Raw genomic sequence first — 18,221 nt, 5'->3', positions numbered from 1 at the left:
CACAGACTCCAAAGCGTGCCAAACCACGCTGAGCTACACGCTTGTAGCTCCTGCCGCCTCAGTGCAATCAGTAAGCGTCCCCCCCGACGGAACCTATAGTGCTGGACAGAACCTGCAGTTCACTGTGACCTACAGCGCTCCCGTGACCGTAACAGCTGGCGGCACGCCCTCAATTCTTTTGACGATTGGTTCAACTCTGCGGCAAGCGAACTTCGTCGGTGGCAGCAACAGCTCCGCCCTGACCTTCATATATACCGTGCAGCCAGGTGATGTTGACGCAAATGGAGTGTCGTTAGGAACCGCTATCGATCTCAACGGGAGCACGATGACGAGCGGTGGCGCCAACGTTGTGCTGAATTTGGCGAACGTAGGCGCCACGACCGGCGTACTGGTGAATGGACAGCAAAACCAGAACATCACGTTCCCAAACCCCGGCGACCAAACTTTCGGCACAACGCCAACACTGACCGCGACGGCCAGCTCCAGCCTGCCGGTGGCCTTCAGCGCAAACACAACTGCGGTGTGCACGGTCACCACGGGCGGCACGCTGACTTTTGTGAACACAGGCTCTTGCACCGTTGATGCGAACCAAAGTGGTAGCGCAAGCTACCTGCCTGCATCACAGGTGTCTCAAACCTTCATGGTGAATGCAGCGGCACCCGGAGCCCCCACCATCGGCAACATCGCTGCAGACGACGGGCAGGCTGCGGTGACTTTCACTGCACCTGCTTCCAATGGCGGCGCGCCCATCACAGGCTATACCGTGATCGCGACCCCCGTGGCCGTGCCCGGTGCGCCTGGTGTGATCACTCAGCAAGGAACGACATCCCCCATCGTCGTGGCTGGCCTGAGCAATGGCTTCACCTATAACTTCACGGTCGCAGCCTCCAACGGGACAACCGGTGCAGCCTCTGCAAGCACACAAGCCACGCCACGCAAACTGCAACTGGTGAGCGCGCCCGGCAGCGTGCCTGGCATGACCGGCATACCGTCTGCCACGATGTCCGGCGGCGGCACCACTTGCACGCTGCAACCTGGCGGCGGCTTCGGACCTGTGACCTCCACCCCTCCGAACCTGCAAGCACCCAGCGGACAATTCGCTTTCAGCGCCGAAAACTGCACCGGATCTGTGACGATGACTCTCACCTATCCCAGCGCTCTCCCCGAAGGCGTGCAGTTCCGCAAGCCCGATGGTGTCGGCGGCTGGTTTGACCCTGCGACCGCGCTGAACGTGATCGTGGACAGCGCGCGCACCACGGTGACCTACACCATCACGGACAACGGCCCTGGTGACACCAACCCTGCCGTGGGCGTGATCGCCGATCCGCTCGTGCCCGTGCTGGCAGCAGCCCCAGCAGGCGGCGCAGCAGCCGTTCCCACGCTCAGCGAATGGGGCGCCATCCTGATGTCTGCCCTGCTGGCAATATTCGGCCTGCGCCGCATGCGCCGCCAGCGCTGATGCAGGCCTGACCTGAAAAAGCAAGGCCCGCAACTGCGGGCCTTTCCTTTGTCCGGGCGTCTACAGGCGGCGCGCGGCGATCAGCAGGCGCTCGGCCAGCGTGGGCTTTGCAGCCAATCGTCCTGCCGTTCCCAATACACCGTCGCGGCCCGTGGCTGCGCGCGCTATCAGTGCCGTGCCCAGCGCACCACTCACAAGGCGGCCCATGCCACTTTCCGCGCGCCGGGCATGGCGCAGCGCCAAGAGGCCGGCACCGAGCACAAGCCAATGCTCTCCCGTGAATCCCTTGCGAGAGTCATCCCACTTGCGCAGGTCCTGGATCTTTTCTGAAATCGCCATTCATTGCTCCTGTTGCTTCAGAGCTGTCATGGTGTGCCAGCAACAGGCTGCAGGCTGTCGGTCCCTGGGCAAGATTCCGGTGGCGAGAGTCCTACGGACGCGCAGCGAGGACCGGCTCCAGCAATCCCGCTTGATGCGCTCCCACTGCGGCGCCTGCATGTGTTCCTTGCTCATCCTGCCGAAGGTGGCAGGCTTGGTAGGCACGAAGTCGAGATTTACGCCAAGTGACCATCCGTGTTTCCACGTATATCCAGATATTACTCTTGCCAGGCGTGATTTTGATAATAAATTATCAAAATCAATTACTTTGTCAAATTTTGCATCAATTGAAATATCGGGCGGCTTTCATAATAACATTTCATGCTCAAGAATTGGCATGGTGGCGCCAATAATAAATCACAGCACAGCGAGGCATAAAATGATCGAAGGCGGATGGTGGAAAGCCTATACAAAAAATGGCCGGTATATAGGAATAATCGAAGGAGATGAATTCATAGTCGGAAAAACGAGGATTTTATATAGAATAAGCAAAAACAAGCTGTATTCAACAGAAGTACCGCCTTCACTTATAGCTGACATATCAGAAAAACAAGCAATTACAACCAATGGAGAAATTCTACTCAAATTCTCAAAAACAACCAGAGAGCGAAGGCTATAAAAAACTGGATCAAGTCCAGACCAAAATAATTACTCAATCCAATCAAACAGCCGTCGCTACAGCACGAATTGGAAACTTTCGACCAAGATCAACACGCAATTGCATTCTGCGTATCAACTCTGGCGTCAAAACTCGACCTGCTGTAAGCAAGACCAAGCCTTCCCTCGATACGAAGTCTTGAGCCAAAATCATCCCTGGCCTCAGTTCCGAACAGGGGACATTAATTGGAGCCGGGTCGGGAGCAGGGGTCGCCTGAATCACAATTTGCAAGAAAGCATCCACAACCTCTGGATCAAATTGTGCTCCTCTACTATGCGAAATGAGCGTTCTTGCCTCTGCGCAAGTTAGCGGCTTACTGCTCAAATGCCCCACCATCAGGTCATCGTAAAAATCAGCAACCGCAATTATGCGAGCACCTATTGGAATATCCTTCCCCTTTAGGCCATCAGGGTAACCTGCCCCATCGAATCGCTCATGGTGAGACCTGACTAGAGTAGCGACAAGATGCGCATCATCTATCGACAGAAGCAGCTGCTCCCCCAAACTGCTATGGTTTCTATACTTATCCAGTTCCTCATGACTTAAACTTGGGACGGGCTTGCTCAACATCCCATCGGGAAGAGTAATATGAGCGATATCATGAATGAGCGCAGCGACAAAAGCATTCTGCTGCTCTGCTTCACTTAGCTGCATAATACTTGCGGTTCGGCGGGTTAGATCCGCAACGCGTCTTGAATGTCCGGCAAGTATCCCCCCTCGCCACTCAAGCAGATTTGAAAACATTCGGATCGATGCGACGAAGCTTTTTTTAAGTTTCCTATGTGCCTCCAACAATTCGTCGTCATGCTCATGGGCAGTCAGCTCAACAGTTGCATTTAGTTCTGCCAACTCCTTCGTCAGCGCTCTATTTTTTTGCTCTAGCCGAATATTCTCATAGCGTGTAATTTTTTGATCATTCAGTTGCTCAATGACAGCCAAAAATTGCTCACTATTCCAAGGTTTGACTATATGGCGGTGCAAGCCCAGCAACCGACCAAGGCCTTTCGTAATTGCCACGGGACTGCATTCCGAAAGAAAAATCACGAACAGATCAGGGGACTGCCCAAGGAGATTTTCCAGCCACTGCCCACCATCCTTGTCAATTACACGCGTATTGCATATCAACAAGTCAATTCGTCCACCAGCAAACTCAGCCAACGCTTCCGGCGCACTTGCCGCCATTCGCGTATCATATCCAGCCTGACTGAGCAACAGGCCCAACCCTGAAAAATCTTCCACCTCGCAATCAACCATCAATGCTTGCAACCGCGATTGCGGCGCGAATGATTCTTGCCTCTCTCTAACATTCATTTGGCGTGCCTCCATTTGTCTTATTCGATGCATGGCCTCGCCAATATGCCATCGAAAAGCAATGTGCAGATAGAAATTCTTTACCAACACCAAATGAATGAAGATCAAATTTATCCGCTTCTCGCCACTCACTTACATCTAGCTACCATTACCCCAGTTTCGCGCAATGGATGAAATTTGCTCCAGGGAGAGCTCTCACTTGAATTCAAGGCAGTCTTGCCGGCCACGCTTGAAGCCCGGCCGCGTAGGCGGGCACCTGCGTGCGCAGCACGCTTGAGCCTGGCGCGGCCCAGCACCTGCAGCGGCGCATCAATGCCGCGCGCGGCCGAAGCATGCAGGAAGACCTGGCGCAGCCACACCATGTCATTGAGCACGGCGGCGGGCTGGCGTCGTCTTCCGTGCGCCGCTGCTTGGTGTGGCCCATCAGATCCTGCACCGTGAGCTTGGCGGCCTGGAGGTCGGCCCGACCAGAGGCCTGCAGTCGCGCGATGCCGGCCTTTTTGCAACGGCCCCACTCAGTCACGTTTTTGACCGCACTGACATAATCCCGCAGTAGCTCCCCCACTGAAATTTTCTTGTGCACGGCCTGGCGCCTGGCCAAAAGCGTGCTCCTGGTCCATCTCGTGCTCGCGCCTGCGCAGCCACTCATTGGCCAGCACTTTCCGACGGTAGGCCTGGCTTTCGCGGTGGACAAACATGCCGTTCTCCATCAGCCGGATCTGTGCGGTGCAGGCAAGCGAGCAAGCAAGCAAGCCGTGTGCGCGCTTGCGTGAAGTGATGGTTCCATCTGTTTTGCGACAGGTGAAGGATGTGGCAAAGCCAGCGAGAAAGTCAGCAAAAACGGGGTTGGATGGCGAAGAACCAGGCAACGACGCCAGAGCAAAAAACCCAATCAGATCAATGACAAACGTAGAAAACCAAGCACCTGCCAGCATGTGGCGCATGTCCGTTGCACCCATGATGGACTGGACTGACAAGCACTGCCGCTACCTGCACCGACTGCTGAGCCGCCATACCCTGCTGTATACCGAGATGGTGACCACGGGCGCACTGCTGCACGGTGATGTGCCACGGCATCTGCGGTTCGAGGCCGAGGAGCATCCGGTGGCGTTGCAGCTCGGCGGCAGCGAGCCGTCGGATCTGGCGCAGGCTGCGCGGTTGGGAGCGCAGTGGGGATATGACGAGATCAATCTGAACTGCGGCTGCCCCAGCGAGCGGGTGCAGCGCGGTGCATTTGGCGCCTGCCTGATGAATGAGGCGCCGCTGGTGGCCGATTGCGTAAAGGCCATGGTGGATGTGGTGGACGTGCCTGTCACGGTGAAGCACCGCATCGGCATCGACAAGGACGAGAGCTACGAATTCGTGCGCGACTTCGTGGGCACGGTGGCCGATGCGGGATGCCGCGTGTTCATCGTTCACGCACGCAATGCCTGGCTCAAAGGCTTGTCTCCCAAGGAAAACCGCGAGATCCCGCCGCTGCGCTACGAGATCGTGGCCCGGCTCAAGCAGGATTTTCCGCAGCTGACCATTGCCATCAATGGCGGCATCAAGGCCGACGCCACCGTGCAAGAGCTGCTGCAGCAGGTCGATGGCGTGATGGTGGGGCGTGAGGCCTATCACAACCCCTGGTGGCTGGCCTCGTGGGATGCGCTGTACTACGGCGATGCTGGCGTGGAGCACACGCGCGAGTCCATCGAGGAGCAGATGGTGGCCTACATGGAGCGAGAGGCGCGCACGCACGGCACGCACTGGTATTCGATAGCCCGCCATATGTTGGGGTTGCGCAACGGGCTGGCAGGTGCGCGGCGCTGGCGCCAGGTGTGGAGCAACCACCAGTTCAAGCAGTTGCCGCCTTCAGAGGTGATGCGGCTTGCGCGCACCAAACCGGCCGAAGCGGCGCTTGCCGCCTAGCGCGCCGCACTGCATTGCAGGAATGCCGGGGGCTGGGCGGCCGCCAGCTTACAACCATCAGTCAAGCTATCACTTAAGCGACAGCATTAGAGGGGTTTTACTACCAATTTTCTTAGCGTGCTGCTGATATATTGCACTGCAACAAATCCAAACAACCCCTTGTATCCATGCTCTATCAGCTCTACGAAATCCAGCGCGCCATGGTCGAGCCCTTTGCCGATTTCGCGCAGGCTGCAGCCAAGCTCTACAGCAACCCCCACTCGCTGCTGAGCCAGGGTCCGATGTCCCAGCGCATGGCCGCCGGGTTCGACCTGTTCTACCGCCTGGGCAAGGATTACGAAAAGCCCGAGTTCAACCTGCGCAGCGTCGATGTCGGCGGCGTGGACGTGACGATCCGCGAGCGGGTCGAAGTGGACAAACCGTTTTGCGAGCTGCGCCGCTTCAAGCGCTTCTCCGACGACACCGAGACACTGCAGACCATGCTGAGCCAGCCCGTGGTGCTGATCGTCGCGCCGCTGTCGGGCCACTACGCCACGCTGCTGCGCGATACGGTGCAAAGCATGCTGGGCGACCACAAGGTCTACATCACCGACTGGAAGAACGCCCGCCTGGTGCCGCTGGCCGATGGCGAGTTCCACCTCGACGACTACGTGAACTATGTGCAGGAGTTCATCCGCTACCTGCAGGGCAAGTACGGCCAGTGCCATGTGGTCAGCGTCTGCCAGCCCACGGTGCCGGTGCTGGCGGCCGTGTCGCTGATGGCCAGCCGTGGCGAGACGCCTCCGCTGTCCATGACCATGATGGGCGGCCCCATCGATGCGCGCCGCTCGCCGACCTCGGTGAACAACCTGGCGCAGAACCGCAGCTTCGAGTGGTTCGAGAACAATGTGATCTACCGCGTGCCCGAAGGCTATCCGGGCGTGGGTCGCCGCGTCTACCCCGGCTTCCTGCAGTACTCGGGCTTCGTGGCCATGAACCCGGATCGCCACGCCAAGAGCCACTACGACTACTTCAAGGACCTGATCAAGGGTGACGACGCCAGCGCCGAGCACCACCGCAAGTTCTATGACGAGTACAACGCCGTGCTCGACATGGATGCCGACTACTACCTCGAGACCATCGCCACGGTGTTCCAGGACTACAAGCTGGTCCATGGCACCTGGGAAGTGCGTTCGCCCGAGGACAAGGTTGAACTGGTGCGCCCGCAGGACATCAAGGGCAGCGCCCTGCTGACCATCGAGGGTGAGCTGGACGACATCTCCGGCTCCGGCCAGACGCGGGCTGCGCACGATCTGTGCACGGGCATTGCCGCGGATCAGCGCAGGCACCTTGAAGTGCCGGGCGCGGGACACTACGGGATTTTCAGCGGCCGCCGCTGGCGAGAGATCGTCTATCCGCAGGTGCGCGAATTCATCAGCACCCACCAGCCCGAGAGCGCCACCGCCGCCAGCGCTGCAGGCCATGCCAGCAGCCTGAGCGATGACGCGCCAACGGCCGCCGAGCAGCCACGCAAGCGTGGCGCCAAGGTGCAGGCAGGCTGATTCCCGAGCAAGCCCGCCACGCCATGTCCTCCACCGCCATGCTCGCCCGCGACGATCTGGCAGCGCGCATAGACGCCGCGCTGCCGCAGACGCAGTGCACGCGTTGCGGCTACCCTGACTGCGCCAGCTACGCCCAGGCCGTGGCCTCGGGCGAGGCTGGCATCAACCAGTGCCCACCGGGCGGCGCTGCGGGCGTGGAGCGGCTGGCCGCATTGACGGGCCGGCCCGTTGTTGCGCTGAGCGCCGAGCACGGCATGGAAGCCCCGCGCACCGTGGCCGTGATCGACGAGGCCTGGTGCATCGGTTGCACCCTGTGCATCAAGGCCTGCCCCACGGATGCCATCCTGGGGGCCAACAAGTTCATGCACACGGTGATCGCAGCCCACTGCACGGGATGCGAACTGTGCATTCCCGTGTGTCCGGTCGATTGCATCGAACTGCACAACGCCAGCGGCCCGGCCACAGGCTGGTCTGCCTGGAGCCCCCAGCAGGCCGAGCATGCGCGCCAGCGCTATGTGCTGCACCGCGAGCGTGAAGTGGAGCGCGAGCGTTTGAGTGCAAGCCGGGCAGCGACGCCTCTTGCGCAGGCAGAGCAGGCAGCAGCCGACGACGCCAGCCCTCACGCCCCCTGCCCCGCACCTCCCGTGGCCGAGAGCAAGCAGGCCACCATCGCCGCCATCCTGGCCCGCGCACGTGCCCAGCGCGCGGGCGGCGGTTCATCGCCGAACGCGTGCCAGTGAAGCCCGCCAGGCGGCAGTCTGCCTTCCACGCCAAGGCTATGCCGCCAGCGCCAGACTCTTGTAGACGCCGCATCCCCAGTACAGCCCGCCATGCTTGCAGACGAAGGACATCTTGGTCTGCACCTGCTGCGTGGCCGGGTTTCTGAAGTCGTACTCCACCCAGCCCGGCCCGCGCTCGGCCTGGGCAATGATGTCGGCCAGCAGCTGCTCACCCCGCACGCCTGGCAGCTCCTGCACGCGCACGCCCACACGCGCAGGGTTGCCGCCAAAGGCGCGGTAGCTGCCGTCGGCGGCCAGGGCGAAAACGTACATATCGCGGTCATGGAAGGGCTGGCCGGGGTCGTTTACGGCGGCCAGCAGTGCCTCGGTGGCCACTCCGCGCCGCGCCAGACCCAGGGCCGACTCGACCAGGGCCACGGCCTCCTCCGCCGTGCCCTGCTGCAGCCGAAAGCGCGACACCGCCCCTGACAGCATCTGCGCGCGCTGCTGCAGCGCGCGTGCCTGGTCCAGCGCGTGGCCCACCATCTGCGCGTTGTGCTGGGTGATCTCGTCGATCTGGTGCACGGCGCGGCTGATCTCGGCCAGGCCCGTGCTCTGGCTGCCGGTGGACTGCGACAGCTCTCCCATGTGCTCGGCCACCTGCCGAATGCCTTCGGTCACGCGCTCCATGCCACGTCCGGCCGTGCGGATCAGTTCGGTGCTGTGCTCCACCTGGGCCAGCGCATCGCCGATCAGGTGGCGGATCTCGCGGGCCGCCTCAGCCGAGCGGCCGGCCAGGGAGCGCACCTCGCTGGCCACCACGGCAAAGCCGCGGCCCTGCTCGCCCGCACGCGCCGCCTCCACGGCAGCGTTCAGCGCCAGGATGTTGGTCTGAAACGCAATGCCGTCGATCACACCGATGATCTCGCGCATGCGGCCGGCGCTGCTTTCAATGGTCTCCACCGACTCCACGGCGCGGCCCATGGCCACCACGCCTTCATCGGCGGCGCCGCGCACGGCGCTGGCCTGGTGATGGACCACGCCCACCACATCGGCGTTGTGCTGCACGGCGCTGCTCAACTGCTCCACGCTGACCACGGTCTGGGCCAGGTTGGTGGCCTGCAGCTCGGTGCGATCGGACAGCGCCTGGTGCTCGTTCACCAGTTGTTGCCCGGCCTGCGCCACCAGGGCCGCATTGCTGCGCACATCGGCCACCATGCCCGACAGCGAGGTCACCATGCCGCCCAGCAAGGCCTTGGGCGTCTGGACGTCGCCTGCGCCCTCCTGGGAGGCCGCAGCCTCCACGGCCACGCGCTGGCTCAGGTCTCCCTGGGCGATGCCCTGCATGGCCTGCTGCAGCAATTCGCGCTCGCCGATCACCCGCGACCAGAGCCTGTGCATGCCGCCCAGCAGCAGCCCGGCCCACAGCAGCAAGGCTGCCCAAACCCAGGGCCCCAGGCCCATCGAATCGGCCACCAACGCCAGCGCCGGTCCCGCCAATGCCCACACCGTGCATACGAGGAAGCCGGCACCTGGGCCGGATGTATGCTTACGATGCCTGCTTCCATCTTTTTCCATGCCAGCGCCTGCCTGCATAGCTGTCTGCCTCTCTTGTCATTGGTATCTGGAATTCACCGTTTGCGAGGCCCCGCCACACGAGTTGGCATGGCCCCAGTCGAGACCATGCCAGAATAGGTAACAGAATGCAAAAAAGCCAGCGTGCAGACCCGCAGTCCTCTGTGACAACGGCATGCCGAAAGCGCATCAATCCATAATGCGAGCCCATGAATCCCCTGCTCTCCCGACTCCAGCCCTACCCGTTTGAGCGTCTTCGCAAACTGTTCGCCGGGGTCCAGCCACCGGCGGGCGTGCGCCCCATCAGCCTTGGCATCGGAGAGCCCCGCCATGCCACGCCGCCCTTCATCGAACAGGCGCTGAGCGCCGACCTGGGCGGCCTGGCCAAGTACCCGGCCACCGCCGGCGAGCCCGCGCTGCGCGAAGTCTGCGCCCAGTGGGCGCGCCAGCGCTACGGCATTGCGCTGGACGCCGCCGCCCAGGTGCTGCCGGTCAACGGCTCGCGCGAGGCCCTGTTCTCCTTCACCCAGGTCGTGGTGGACGCCAGCCAGGACGGCGCGCGCGTGATCTGCCCCAACCCGTTCTATCAAATCTACGAAGGCGCCACCCTGCTGGCCGGCGCCCAGCCGTACTACGCCCCCAGCGATGCTGCGCGCAATTTCGCAGTGGACTGGGACAGCGTTCCCGCCGACGTGTGGGAAAAGACCCAGCTGATCTTCGTGTGCTCTCCCGGCAACCCCACAGGCGCGGTGATGCCGCTGGCCGAATGGGAAAAGCTGTTTGCGCTGTCCGACCGCCATGGCTTCGTGATTGCCAGCGACGAGTGCTATAGCGAGATCTACTTCGACGGCACGCCTCCACTGGGCGGACTGGAAGCCGCGCAGCGCCTGGGCCGCACGGACTACAAGAACCTGCTGATGTTCACCAGCCTGTCCAAGCGCAGCAATGTGCCTGGCCTGCGCAGCGGTTTCGTGGCGGGCGATGCGGCCCTGATCAAGGCCTTTTTGCTGTACCGCACCTACCACGGCGGCGCCATGAGCCCCGTGGTGCAGACGGCCAGCATCGCGGCCTGGGCCGACGAGGCCCATGTCGAGGAGAACCGCCGCCTGTACCGCGAAAAGTTCAACCAGGTCACCCCCGTGCTGGCGCGCGTGATGGATGTGCGCCTGCCCGATGCCAGCTTCTACCTGTGGGCCGGCATTCCCGAATCGCTGGGCCTGGACGACGCCGACTTTGCACGCGAGCTGTATGCCGCCACCGGCGTGACCGTGCTGCCCGGCAGCTACCTGGCGCGCGAAGCCAATGGCCGCAATCCGGGCGCCGGGCGCGTGCGCATGGCCCTGGTGGCCGAGACCGCCGAATGCCTGGAGGCGGCCCAGCGCATTGCACAATTCATAGAATCACGCCAGCGCTGAGCCACGCCTGGCCACCCCTTTCCTCACAAACCCTTTGATCACCAAAGCCATATGACGCAACAGCTGCAATCCATCATCGACACCGCCTGGGACAACCGTGCCAGCCTCTCCCCCGCTGCCGCGCCCAAGGAAGTGACCGAGGCCGTGGACCACGTGATCGAAGCCCTGAACAACGGCCAGCTGCGCGTGGCCACGCGCGAAGGCGTGGGCCAGTGGACCGTGCACCAGTGGATCAAGAAGGCCGTGCTGCTGTCCTTCCGCCTCAAGGACAACGTGCTGATGCAGTCCGGCGACCTGAACTTCTTCGACAAGGTCCCCACCAAGTTCGCCGGCATGACCGAAGCCGAGATCGCCGCCACCGGCGTGCGCGTCGTGCCTCCGGCGGTGGCCCGCCGTGGCAGCTTCGTGGCCAAGGGCGCCATCCTGATGCCCTCCTACGTGAACATCGGCGCCTACGTGGACGAAGGCACCATGGTCGACACCTGGGCCACCGTGGGCTCCTGCGCTCAGGTCGGCAAGAACGTGCACCTGTCCGGCGGCGTGGGCCTGGGCGGCGTGCTGGAGCCGCTGCAGGCCAACCCGACCATCATCGAGGACAACTGCTTCATCGGCGCGCGTTCCGAAATCGTCGAAGGCGTGATCGTGGAAGAGAACTCGGTGATCTCCATGGGCGTGTACATCGGCCAGTCCACTCCCATCTATGACCGTGCGACCGGCGAGACCAGCTACGGCCGCGTGCCCGCCGGCTCGGTGGTGGTGTCGGGCAACCTGCCCAAGGACAACGGCCGCTACAGCATGTACGCCGCCATCATCGTCAAGAAGGTCGATGCCAAGACACGCTCCACCACGAGCCTGAACGACCTGCTGCGCGATTGACCTGCATCCGGACCGCGCCAAAGGCGTGGTTGCGGCGCCAAAACATCCCCTGTTCAGGGGATGGACCAAGGCATACTCTCGAGGGCGTCCCCGGCCACCAGGCAGCGGACGCCCGTTTCACGTCAAAAGCGCGTGACAACGATCCAAGAACAGCGACAGCACACGAATTTGGGGGAACACATGGGCACGATGGAGAGGATTTTGCGCCTGATGGGCGAGAAGCAGGCGTCCGACGTCTACCTGGCGGTCAACGCGCCGGCGCTGATCAAGATCAACGGCGAATGCGTCCCCATCAACAACCAGCTGCTGCCGCCCGATGCGCCGCGCAGCCTGCTGGCCGAGATCGTGCCGGCCGAGCGCCTGCAGGAGCTGGACGAGACGGGCGAGCTCAACATGGGCGTGCCGCTGCGCGGCGTGGGGCGTTTCCGCGTCAGCGCCATGCACCAGCGCGGCAGCTGCGCCGTGGTGATCCGCTTCATCGCCCAGCACATCCCGCCCATGGACACGCTGAACCTGCCGCCCGTGCTGGGCGAGCTGATCATGCAAAAGCGCGGCCTGCTGCTGGTCGTGGGCTCCACGGGCTCGGGCAAGAGCACGACGCTGGCCTCGATGATCGACGCGCGCAATGAAAAGCTCACGGGCCACATCCTCACCATCGAGGACCCCATCGAATACCAGTTCCGCAACAAGCGCTCCATCGTCAACCAGCGCGAAGTGGGATCCGACACGGCATCGCTGCAGGTTGCGCTCAAGAATGCGCTGCGCCAGGCGCCCGACGTGATCCTGATCGGCGAGATCCGCGACCGCGAGACCATGTCCTCGGCCATGGGCTTTGCGCAGTCGGGCCATTTGTGCCTTGCCACGCTGCACGCCAACAACAGCTACCACGCGCTCAACCGCATCCTGTCCTTCTTCCCCGAGGAAATCCGGCCGACCATGCTGGGCGAGCTGTCGGCAGCGCTCAAGGGCGTGATCTCCCAGCGCCTGGTGCGCACCGTGGATGGCGGCCGCATGCCGGCCGTCGAGGTGATGCTCAACACCAAGCTGATCGCCGACCTGATCGAGCGCGGCAACTTCTCGGGCGTCAAGGAGGCCATGGAGAAATCCATGGCCGAAGGCTCGCAGACCTTTGAAGAGGCGCTGGCCCAGCTGATCCGCTCGGGCCGCATCGACCGCGCCGAGGGACTGGCCTTTGCCGACTCGCCCACCAACCTGATGTGGCGCCTGGAAAACGACGTGGTCAAGGCCGGCCATGCCGCGCCGTCCAGCCAGTTCGCCGAACTGGCCACGCCCGGCGAGGACGACATGCCCTCGTTCACCGAAATCATGCTGGAAGTCAAGCCGAACTGAACGGCCGGGCCTGCAGCGTTCACAATGTCGGAGCACGCTGGCGCCAGCCAGCCCTCCGACTTTTTTGTTTTTTGACCTTCCCACCATGTCCCGCACCTTGCAACTGACCGAGCAGCTGATCAGCCTGCCATCCGTGACCCCGGAAGACGCCGGCTGCCTTGAACTCCTGGCCGATGCCCTGCTGCCCATGGGCTTTGCCTGCGAGCGCATCGACAGCGGCCCCGACAGCTTTCGCGTGCGCAATCTCTGGGCCAGGCGCTCCGGCGCAGGCAACGACCGGCCCGTGCTGGTCTTTGCCGGCCATACCGACGTGGTGCCCACCGGCCCCCTGGAGCAGTGGAGCAGCCCGCCCTTCGTGCCCACGCACCGCGGCGGCAAGCTATACGGCCGCGGCGCCAGCGACATGAAGACCTCCATCGCCGCCTTTGTCGTGGCACTGGAGGAGTTCCTGGCCGAGACGCCAACTCCCTCCTTCGACATTGCCCTGCTGCTGACCAGCGACGAGGAAGGCCCTTCGGTGGACGGCACCAAGGTCGTGGTCGAGTTGCTGCGCGAGCGCGGCGAGCGCCTGGACTGGTGCATCGTGGGCGAGCCCACCTCCGTGGACCGCACGGGCGACATGATCAAGAACGGCCGCCGGGGCACCATGAGCGGACGCCTCACCGTCAAGGGCATCCAGGGCCACATCGCCTACCCGCAGCTGGCGCGCAACCCCATCCACCAGGCCCTGCCGGCCCTGGCCGAACTGGCCGCCACGCGATGGGACGAGGGCAACGCCTTCTTCCCGCCCACCAGCTGGCAGATCAGCAACATGCATGGCGGCACGGGCGCATCCAACGTCATCCCCGGCCATGTGACCATCGACTTCAACTTCCGTTTCTGCACCGAGTCCACGGCCGAATCGCTGCAGCAGCGCGTGCACGCCGTGCTGGACCGCCATGGACTGGAGTACGAGCTGGCCTGGACCATCGGCGGCCAGCCCTTCCTGACCACGCCGGGCACGCTGGTGAATGCCGTGCAGGCGGCCATCCGCGCCGAGACCGGCCTGGAGACCGAGCTGTCCACCACGGGCGGCACCAGCGACGGCCGCTTCATCGCCCAGATCTGCAGCCAGGTCGTGGAAGTGGGCCCGCCCAACGCCAGCATCCACAAGATCGACGAGCACATCGTGGTGGCCGACATCGAGCCCCTCAAGAACATTTACCGCCGCACGCTCCAGGAGCTGCAGCGCCAGCAGGCCGCCTGAACGCGCGCCCAAGGAGCCGACGATGACATCCGCCCCCACCCCTGCCAATATTCCCGCCATCTCGGGCAGCACCATCGCCGACCTCGTGGCCTCGGGCGCCGCAGCGCTCACGGCGGCCGGCGTGGCCTTTGGCCACGGCACGGCCACGGCCGAAGACGAATCGGCCTGGCTCACGCTCTGGAAGCTGGGCCTGCCACTGGACAGCGAACTGGCGCCGGGCGCGCCCGAGTCCCTGGCCAGCCAGCCGGTGAGCGCCGAGCAGCAGGCCGAAGTGGCCGAGCTGTTCGCAGAGCGTATCCGCACACGCAAGCCCGCCGCCTACCTCACGCGCGAGGCCTGGCTGCAGGGCGTGCCCTTCTACGTGGACGAGCGCGCCATCGTGCCGCGCAGCTTCATTGCCGAACTGCTGGCCGACGGCAGCATCGACGGCTGGCTGTCCGACCGCACGCGCCGCGTGCTGGACCTGTGCACCGGCAACGGCAGCCTGGCCTGCCTGGCGGCCATGGCCTGGCCCGAGGTCGAGGTCACGGGCGCCGACATCTCGGCCGACGCGCTGGCCGTGGCGCGCATCAACGTGGACCGCCATGAGCTCGCCGAGCGCGTGCAATTGCTGGAGAGCGACGGCCTGGCCGCCCTGCCCGGCCCCTGGGACCTGGTGCTGTGCAACCCGCCCTATGTGAACGCCGACAGCATGTCGCGCCTGCCCGCCGAGTACCAGGCCGAGCCCGAGCTTGCGCTGGCCGGCGGCGCCGACGGCATGGACTTCATCCGCCGCCTGCTGCAGGACCTGCCCTCGCGCCTGGCCAAGGAAGGCGTGGTCGTGCTGGAGATCGGCAATGAAAAGGACTTCTTCGAAGCCGCCTTCCCCGACCTGCCCGTGTTCTGGCTGGACACCAGCTCGGGCGACGAGCAGGTGCTGCTGATCACCCAGGAGGCACTGCGCGCCTGGACCGAAGGCGATATCGAGGCCCTGCGCCCGCAATACCGCCCCCTGGGCTGAGATGGACCTGCGGGCGCTGCGCTACTTCATCGCCGTGCTGGAGGCTGGCAGCCTCTCGCGCGCCGCGCACTCGCTGTACGTGGCCCAGCCCGCGCTCACGGCGCAGATCAAGAAGCTGGAAGGCGAGCTGGGTGCGCAACTGCTGGAGCGCAGCCACGCCGGCGTGACCCCTACCCCGGCCGGCGCGCAGCTGTACGAGGATGCCCGCCGCCTGCTGTCCGACGCCGATGCCATGCGCGAGCGCATACAGCGCCTGCCCCAAGGCCCCGAAGGCTCGGTCACCATCGCCCTGCCCTTTTTGCTGACCAGCCTGCTGGCAGGCCCCCTGATTGCCAGCCTGCGCCACAGCCACCCGCGCATACGCATCTTCGTGCTCGACGACCTGAGCCTGATGGTGCAAAAGGCCATGCTGGACCGGCGCGCCGACTTGGCCATTCTTGTGGACACGGCCAGCCTGCATGACCTGCAGGTGCAGCCCATGGCCGAGGAATCCATCTACGTCTGCGGCCAGGATGGCGATGGCAGCGTGGCCCCGCTGCTGCGCCCGGCGCCGGACGGCGGCCTGCCGCACATGGACTTTGCCCATGCCTGCCAGCTGCCGCTGGTGCTGCAGTCGCGCCGCTTTTCCATCCGCCAGACCGTGGAGGCCGCCGCCGATGCGCGGGAGCTGCGGTTGAACATCGTCCACGAACACGATTCCGCCCGCGTCATCCGCTCGCTCTACCACTGCGGCGCGGGCTTCACCTTCACGCCCGCCTGCTCGCTGAGCGATGCGCCCGCCTGGCTGCGCGAGGGCGCCAAGGCGGCGCCCACGGGCCTCCAGCCCGGCTGGATCGTGGCCCAGGTCGCGGCGCCCGCGCTGCTGCGCCGCTACTTCCTGGCCGTGCAGGCCAACCGCGGCGGTGACCCGGCACTGCAGGTGGTCCGGCAGGCACTGCTGGACCAGGCCCGGCAACTGATCACGGCGGGCCTCTGGCAGGCGCGCTGGCAGCATCCGCAGCAGATGTGATGCAGCAGCCCAGCGTAGTGCGGCAGTCCGATGGTCATCAGCAAAAACGGCAAGGGTTGGTCTGGACATCAATTTTTCTGATGCAACTGAATCACTAATCGGTATTTCCCCGGCCCGGTCCTCTTCTGCAACAGTGCATGGCACGCCGCGCAAAACGCGCGGCTTCAGCCAAGGAATGCCATGCACGAGACATCCCGGCCCACCGCAGGCCACCCCCATTCCCTCCCCATACCCAACGTCGGCGAACTCGTCGCACGCAGCTGCAGGGCCCATGCCGAGCAGCCTGCGGTGACCAGCGCCGCGCGCAGCATCAGCTACGCAGAGCTTGAGCAGCGCTCCAACCGCGTGGCGAACGCCCTGCTTGCCCAGGGGCTGGCCCGCGGCGACCGCGTGGGCATCTACCTGCCCAATTGCGTGGAAATCGTGGAGATCGAGATCGCCTGCTACAAGGCCGGGCTCATCAAGGCGCCCTTCAACGCACGCCTGTCTCCACGCGAAGTAGGCGATATCGCGGCCAACAGCGATGCTTCCATCATCGTGACCACGGCCGCGCGCGCCGAGGCCTTCAAGCCGCACCTGCAGTCTGCCGACGTGCGCCTGCTGCTGCTGGACGGCCCTGCCGACAGCAACTACGAAGCGCTGCTCGCCCGCGCCAGCGACCGCTTCCAGCCCGTGGACGTGCACGAGCACGAGGTGGCCGTGCTGCACTACACCTCGGGCTCGTCGGGCGTGCTCAAGGCCGCCATGCAGACCTTCGGCAACCGCCTGGCCCAGCTGCGCAAGTTCCTGATGCGCGGCGAGGGCATGCAGGCCGGCCATGTGCTGGGACTGGTGGGGCCGGTCACCCACGCCTCGGGCATGCAGATGGTGCCGGCGCTGTGCACGGGCGCCACCATCCACCTGTTCTCGGGCTTCGAGCCTGGCGCCTTCATGGCCGAGATGCAGGCGCGGCGCGTCACCCATACCTTCATGGTGCCCACCATGATCAACATGCTGCTGGCCGAGATCGGCGGCCGCTACCGCCCGCTGCCCGACCTGCAACGCCTGGGCTACGGCGCAGCGCCCATGGCGCCCGCGCGCATCCTGCAGGCCATGGACGTGTTCGGCCCCATCCTGTCCCAGGGCTACGGCGCGGGCGAGACCACCTCCGGCGTCTGCGGCCTGACGGTGCAGGACCACCTGCAGGCACGCGCGTCGCGGCCCGAGCGGCTGGCATCCTGCGGCCGGCCCTTTCTGGAATCCCTGGTGGAGGTGGTGGACGACGAAGGCCGCCGCGTGCCCGAGGGCGAGATCGGCGAGATCGTGGTCAGCGGCGCCGATGTCTTCGCAGGCTACTGGCGCGCGCCCGAGCTGACGGCCGAGGTGCTCAGGAACGGCCGCTACCACACGGGCGACCTGGCCCGCATGGACGAGCAGGGCTTTGTCTACATCGTGGACCGCAAGAAGGACATGGTCATCAGCGGCGGCTTCAACGTCTATCCGTCCGAGGTGGAGTCCGTGCTCTACGAACATGCCTCGGTGGCCGATGCCTGCGTGTTCGCCATCCCCGACGACAAATGGGGCGAGGCCGTGGCCGCCCACATCGTGCTCAAGCCCGGCCTGGCCGGCGACAGTGCCGCGCTGGACAGCTTTTGCGCCGAGCGCCTGGGCGGCTTCAAGCGCCCGCGCCACATCGAATTCGTGCAGCAGCTGCCCAAGAACCCCAACGGCAAGGTCATGCGCCGCGCCGTGCAGGCGCCCTACTGGGCCAACCACGCCCGCAAGGTGAACTGA

16 protein-coding genes are annotated in these 18,221 nt (G+C 64.2%); 12 read left to right on the top strand and 4 right to left on the bottom strand.

Annotation, left to right across the window (positions count from 1 at the left end; all coding sequences use genetic code 11):
• Positions 1 to 124: 124 nt before the first annotated feature.
• Entirely contained in the window at positions 125 to 1,459 is a 1,335-nt protein-coding gene (locus tag HFGMBDPB_RS29730) for an IPTL-CTERM sorting domain-containing protein (protein ID WP_349305375.1), read from the top strand.
• Positions 1,460 to 1,519: 60 nt separating this feature from the next.
• Here the strand turns inward: HFGMBDPB_RS29730 and HFGMBDPB_RS16055 are convergent, their stop codons facing one another.
• Positions 1,520 to 1,798 (bottom strand): hypothetical protein, encoded by a 279-nt coding sequence (locus tag HFGMBDPB_RS16055; protein WP_016445950.1) that lies wholly within the window; start codon positions 1,796 to 1,798, stop codon positions 1,520 to 1,522.
• Positions 1,799 to 1,928: 130 nt separating this feature from the next.
• Between HFGMBDPB_RS16055 and HFGMBDPB_RS16050 the strand changes: the two genes are divergently transcribed.
• Positions 1,929 to 2,456: a hypothetical protein gene (locus HFGMBDPB_RS16050; protein ID WP_212645771.1), complete on the top strand. Its 528-nt coding sequence runs from the start codon at positions 1,929 to 1,931 to the stop codon at positions 2,454 to 2,456.
• Positions 2,457 to 2,498: 42 nt separating this feature from the next.
• On the opposite strand, the gene HFGMBDPB_RS16045 is transcribed toward HFGMBDPB_RS16050, so the two are convergent.
• Both HFGMBDPB_RS16045 and HFGMBDPB_RS16040 read right to left on the bottom strand, forming a co-directional pair.
• Positions 2,499 to 3,914: a response regulator gene (locus HFGMBDPB_RS16045; protein ID WP_249343461.1), complete on the bottom strand. Its 1,416-nt coding sequence runs from the start codon at positions 3,912 to 3,914 to the stop codon at positions 2,499 to 2,501.
• A gap of 407 nt (positions 3,915 to 4,321) precedes the next feature.
• Positions 4,322 to 4,750 (bottom strand): hypothetical protein, encoded by a 429-nt coding sequence (locus HFGMBDPB_RS16040; protein WP_158530088.1) that lies wholly within the window; start codon positions 4,748 to 4,750, stop codon positions 4,322 to 4,324.
• Here HFGMBDPB_RS16040 and dusA point away from each other — a divergent pair.
• From dusA to rsxB, 3 genes are all read left to right on the top strand, one after another.
• Positions 4,740 to 5,717, top strand: coding sequence for a tRNA dihydrouridine(20/20a) synthase DusA (dusA, locus tag HFGMBDPB_RS16035; RefSeq protein WP_016445948.1), 978 nt, complete (start codon positions 4,740 to 4,742; stop codon positions 5,715 to 5,717). The two genes, HFGMBDPB_RS16040 and dusA, sit on opposite strands and share 11 nt — an antisense overlap.
• Positions 5,718 to 5,884: 167 nt before the next feature.
• Positions 5,885 to 7,258 carry a polyhydroxyalkanoate depolymerase gene (locus HFGMBDPB_RS16030; protein ID WP_016445947.1) on the top strand — a complete coding sequence of 458 codons (1,374 nt, stop codon included), beginning with the start codon at positions 5,885 to 5,887 and terminating at the stop codon, positions 7,256 to 7,258.
• 23 nt (positions 7,259 to 7,281) lie between these two features.
• Entirely contained in the window at positions 7,282 to 7,998 is a 717-nt protein-coding gene (gene rsxB / locus HFGMBDPB_RS16025) for an electron transport complex subunit RsxB (protein ID WP_043792611.1), read from the top strand.
• A 36-nt stretch (positions 7,999 to 8,034) separates the two neighbouring features.
• Here rsxB and HFGMBDPB_RS16020 read toward each other — a convergent pair whose 3' ends face one another.
• Positions 8,035 to 9,573: a methyl-accepting chemotaxis protein gene (locus tag HFGMBDPB_RS16020; protein ID WP_034363912.1), complete on the bottom strand. Its 1,539-nt coding sequence runs from the start codon at positions 9,571 to 9,573 to the stop codon at positions 8,035 to 8,037.
• A gap of 188 nt (positions 9,574 to 9,761) precedes the next feature.
• On the opposite strand from HFGMBDPB_RS16020, the gene dapC reads away from it, so the two are divergent.
• The 7 genes from dapC to HFGMBDPB_RS15985 all read left to right on the top strand — a co-directional run bounded on the left by dapC (position 9,762) and on the right by HFGMBDPB_RS15985 (position 18,221).
• Complete coding sequence (dapC, locus tag HFGMBDPB_RS16015) at positions 9,762 to 10,967, top strand: succinyldiaminopimelate transaminase (protein ID WP_212645770.1); 1,206 nt, start codon at positions 9,762 to 9,764, stop codon at positions 10,965 to 10,967.
• A 51-nt stretch (positions 10,968 to 11,018) separates the two neighbouring features.
• The gene (dapD, locus tag HFGMBDPB_RS16010) at positions 11,019 to 11,843 is read left to right on the top strand and encodes a 2,3,4,5-tetrahydropyridine-2,6-dicarboxylate N-succinyltransferase (protein ID WP_012205450.1); all 825 of its coding nucleotides are present in this window, start codon (positions 11,019 to 11,021) and stop codon (positions 11,841 to 11,843) included.
• A 180-nt stretch (positions 11,844 to 12,023) separates the two neighbouring features.
• Positions 12,024 to 13,193, top strand: a complete 1,170-nt coding sequence (locus tag HFGMBDPB_RS16005) for a PilT/PilU family type 4a pilus ATPase (RefSeq protein WP_016445943.1) — start codon at positions 12,024 to 12,026, stop codon at positions 13,191 to 13,193.
• A gap of 85 nt (positions 13,194 to 13,278) precedes the next feature.
• Positions 13,279 to 14,439: a succinyl-diaminopimelate desuccinylase gene (gene dapE / locus HFGMBDPB_RS16000; RefSeq protein ID WP_212645769.1), complete on the top strand. Its 1,161-nt coding sequence runs from the start codon at positions 13,279 to 13,281 to the stop codon at positions 14,437 to 14,439.
• 22 nt (positions 14,440 to 14,461) lie between these two features.
• Positions 14,462 to 15,439: a 50S ribosomal protein L3 N(5)-glutamine methyltransferase gene (gene prmB / locus HFGMBDPB_RS15995; RefSeq protein WP_046238306.1), complete on the top strand. Its 978-nt coding sequence runs from the start codon at positions 14,462 to 14,464 to the stop codon at positions 15,437 to 15,439.
• 1 nt (position 15,440) lies between these two features.
• On the top strand, positions 15,441 to 16,448 hold the full coding sequence (locus HFGMBDPB_RS15990; protein ID WP_016445940.1) for a LysR family transcriptional regulator: 1,008 nt from the start codon (positions 15,441 to 15,443) through the stop codon (positions 16,446 to 16,448).
• Positions 16,449 to 16,628: 180 nt separating this feature from the next.
• Positions 16,629 to 18,221, top strand: coding sequence for a class I adenylate-forming enzyme family protein (locus tag HFGMBDPB_RS15985; RefSeq protein WP_212645768.1), 1,593 nt, complete (start codon positions 16,629 to 16,631; stop codon positions 18,219 to 18,221).

Source organism: Delftia sp. PE138 (assembly GCF_018320755.1).
Lineage (GTDB): Bacteria > Pseudomonadota > Gammaproteobacteria > Burkholderiales > Burkholderiaceae_C > Comamonas > Comamonas tsuruhatensis.
This window is presented reverse-complemented; position numbering and strand designations above follow the sequence as displayed.